The organism is Pseudoalteromonas sp. G5_S1_54_S4, from assembly GCF_054968565.1.
The window spans coordinates 1-2,325 of sequence record NZ_JBQKUL010000106.1; the positions used below are offsets into that span (position 1 = coordinate 1).

The window sequence follows — 2,325 nt, forward strand, 5'->3', positions numbered from 1 at the left end:
TAACATTTTAGTATTTATGCGACACGCAGTTTGTGTTGCATAATCGCTTGTTGGACTGAGCCGCTACCTGCTCGGTGTGTCAGAGTTGGTGTTGTTTATGCTATGGGACTTTGCTTTTTGGAGGCTCTCACTTTCCTATCTAATTTAATCTGCTTAGCTAGTGTTATGTAAGCTTTCCCTGCATTGCTCAGCGCTTATTATGTATTCATTACACCTAAATTTGCCTTAATAAGCAATTATATTTTTTACACGTACAGAGGCCGCTAGCCTGAGCAGTTAAGCAGGTTAACTAATTGATTTTAAGCAGCTACCTAGCTGCTAACTCGTTCGCTCTACTTTGGTCCTTGTTTCATATAATTGGAATACGCCAATTAACCGCAAGATACCTGCCTTACAATGCTGGCAAGGCCAATGCGGTATCAGTGTTACGTTTTCTGTCTTTAGCTTCTCCACTTTACCTCTGTGTGATTCTTGTGACCTTATTAATGCTAACTTTCGCTTGCGACACGCATTAGCTAAAAAGCCATAGTGGCGAATGCGCATAAACCCTTTGGGCAATACATGTTGTAAGTAGCGCCGTAAAAATTCATCACAACTCAGAGTCATGACTTTATCGCGGTTGTTATCTGCATAATCGCGGTATTTAAAGCTCACTGTTTCTTCAGTCGCTGACACTAATCGCGATTCTGACATCACGCCTTTTCGGGTATAACGAGCAAGGTAACTAACTAGCTTTTCACTGTACGTTAAACAGGCTTTGCTATACACGCACCATTTGGTTGGCGTGCTTACCTTCGCGAATGAACTATCGCATTCATTGAGCGCCGCCAGCATTTTCCCTCTGAACACTGTTGATAATGCTTTAACGGGGTATAAATAGCCTTTTTCTATTTCATGCCAGTGCGCTTTATCAAGCGCGCCTGCGGGTATCAAACAGTGTAAATGGATATGCTGACCTAAGTTTTGCCCCCACGTATGCAGTACACTTGTCATGCCTAACTGACCATGCCTCTTTCGTTTCGCAAATTTACTCAGCGTTTGCCATGTGGCTTTGAATAAACACTGATACAACGCGTTTGGGTTGTAGTGCGCAATGATATTCAACTCATGCGGGAGTGTAAAAACAAGGTGGAAATACCTACATGGTAATAAATCCTCCTGCTGTTTTTGCACCCATTTAGCCGTAGCCATGCCTTGGCAACGCGGGCAATGACGGTCTCGACAGCTACATCCAATCTTTTGCGACTCCCCACAGCTATCACATTGCCATGCTTGATAACCGAGCTGACCCGTTCTGCATGATTGAAGGTGCTGACACACGCGCAGTTGTTGATAACTCACCGTATGATGTTGGCGATAACTCTCAAGGCTTGAGTTTAAAATATCAGCGAGGTGTAAGGCGTTCATTGTTTACTCCAGCTCGCAAGCAAATCAATGCCGCCATGACCTAACTCTGGTAACCAATGTAAGTAACTTTGTGTGGTTTTAATATCACTGTGGCCAAGCTGATGTTGCAGTTGATGAAGTGGCATACCTGATTCAAGTTGGTGTGTTGCATAAGCATGGCGTAAAGTATGTGGATTACAGTGCTTTAAGCCACACGCTTGTGCATGTTTTCTCAATGGCTTCCTGAAGGTTGATGCTGACATAGGTTTATCCATTAATAACCGTGAATAGAACATCCAACCTGTTGGGTGATACATTTTCCAATAACAACGTAATTGAGCCAGCACGCTATCTGATACAACAACATAGCGTGATTTATCCCCTTTACCTTGTTCAATTAAAATAGTTTTACGCTGTCCATCGATATCTTGCACTTTAATGCGTAGCAGTTCATTAATACGTAAGCCACACCCATAGCACACCATAATCAATGTTTTTAAGCGCATATCGGTGCAACTTTCTATAAGCCGTCGCATGTCATCGCGCGATAAATACGTGGGTGCGCGAAGTTTTACTTTTGGCAGTACAATATCTAAGTTAAGTGGCCGATGTAAAATATTCTTAAACAAGAACCAAATACTGTTTATCTGTATTTTTTGGCTTGCTCTGGAGAGCTTGCGAATAGCGGGATCTTTAAAAAATATATTCAGCTCATCATCAGTAATTAAATCGAGTGGTTTATTAAAATAATGGCTGAGTTTAAGCAAATGCTCGCAGTAACTTTTACAGGTACTTTGTGAATAACCAAGATAGGCTATTTCAGTTTTGACTTGTTCAATGAGTGTATTCATGACTTACCTCCAAGTTATGGGATAACCCCAAGGTAAGTGTGGCTCAAATGGTAAGAATAGGATCTCCGCGTAGCGGCTTAGTTCAACA

Annotated in this window: 2 protein-coding genes; both read right to left on the minus strand. The window is 42.0% G+C overall.

Annotated elements, in window-relative coordinates; genetic code table 11:
• Positions 1 to 318 precede the first annotated feature (318 nt).
• Entirely contained in the window at positions 319 to 1,407 is a 1,089-nt protein-coding gene (locus ACTRWE_RS19045) for an IS91 family transposase (RefSeq protein WP_222714585.1), read from the minus strand.
• Positions 1,404 to 2,237, minus strand: a complete 834-nt coding sequence (locus ACTRWE_RS19050) for a tyrosine-type recombinase/integrase (protein WP_462880517.1) — start codon at positions 2,235 to 2,237, stop codon at positions 1,404 to 1,406. The genes ACTRWE_RS19045 and ACTRWE_RS19050 overlap by 4 nt, the downstream gene beginning before the upstream one ends.
• Positions 2,238 to 2,325: the final 88 nt, after the last annotated feature.